This window comes from Methylocucumis oryzae (assembly GCF_000963695.1).
Taxonomy (GTDB): Bacteria; Pseudomonadota; Gammaproteobacteria; order Methylococcales; family Methylomonadaceae; genus Methylovulum; species Methylovulum oryzae.
The window spans coordinates 1-1,039 of sequence record NZ_LAJX01000377.1; the positions used below are offsets into that span (position 1 = coordinate 1).

Sequence of the window (1,039 nt, forward strand, 5' to 3'; positions counted from 1 at the left end):
GCATATTGGGGGCGAATGTGGCGATGCACGAAAAACTTAGCGGGCTCAACATCCAGTTGCTCAGTGACATCTTCGCCGATTTTGACCAAGTCTTTGCCGCATTGACCGCAGGTGCAGGATTCCGGTTCGTGACGGTGTTCGATACGCGGCAAATGCTCGGGTAAGGATTGACGACCCGCACGCGGACGTTTGGGTTTCGCCACCGTATCGCCGGGCTGATCGTCTTGGAGTTGCTCGATTTCCGCGTCAATGGCGGACAGGTCGGTCTCCAAGGTTTCCTCGAATACATCTTGCTGCAACGGCGATAGGGTTTCGCTTTTGACGCCAAAACGGATGCGCCGGAGATGGGCGAGCTCGTGGGTTAGGGCTTCGATTTTGAAGTCTTTGGCCCGGATGACGGCGTCTTTAGCTTGAATTTGCGCGTCTTTGAGCTGCAGCAACTCTCTATCCTGTACCGTTTGGTCAAGCAACACCCGAATCATATCCACCACTTGGCTTTTGGTGGCTGGTTCGAAGTCTAAACGGTCGATGTCGGCGAGTGTTTTCATGGTGGTTATTATACCAAAAAAAAACGCCTGCAAGCCTTATAAATACTGGGTTTAAGCGATTTTTTTAGGACTCAAAACAGCGCTTTCAAGGTTGCCAATCCGCCGACGGAAGCGCTGACAAGCGTTGCCAATCGACCCCAGCTACGAGCCAGCGCCATTGCGCTTCGGTGACCAAAAACACCGCCTCTTCGTGTTGCGGCCAGATAAAATGACCGCGATGCAAGCGGCGTTGACACAGCCAAACACCATTGCCGTCCCACAGTAACAGTTTCAGACGAGTTCCGGCTCGATTGCGAAAAACAAAAGCCGCGCCCGCGCACGGCACAGAGCCTAGCGCCTGCTGGACAAGCGCGGACAGTCCGTCTATGCCTTTACGCATATCCACCGGTGCCACGGCTAGCCAAATTTGCGCGGGTGTTTCGATCAAGCCAGGCATCGCAGCAACTCAGCCAGCCACGCTGCAGAAACGGTTATCGGTAGTTCCAGTCGTG

At 54.4% G+C, this 1,039-nt stretch carries 1 protein-coding gene and 1 pseudogene; both read right to left on the reverse strand.

The window, feature by feature from the left end; all coding sequences use genetic code 11:
* Nucleotides 1-422: pseudogene (locus VZ94_RS21775) on the reverse strand (transposase domain-containing protein); the annotation flags it as partial.
* A 211-nt stretch (nt 423-633) separates the two neighbouring features.
* On the reverse strand, nt 634-984 hold the full coding sequence (gene tnpB, locus VZ94_RS21780; protein WP_045780855.1) for an IS66 family insertion sequence element accessory protein TnpB: 351 nt from the start codon (nt 982-984) through the stop codon (nt 634-636).
* Nucleotides 985-1,039: the final 55 nt, after the last annotated feature.

Bases quoted from the DNA above. Each gene is read 5' to 3' on its own strand.
- tnpB (WP_045780855.1), bottom strand. From the start codon at position 984: ATGCCTGGCTTGATCGAAACACCCGCGCAAATTTGGCTAGCCGTGGCA.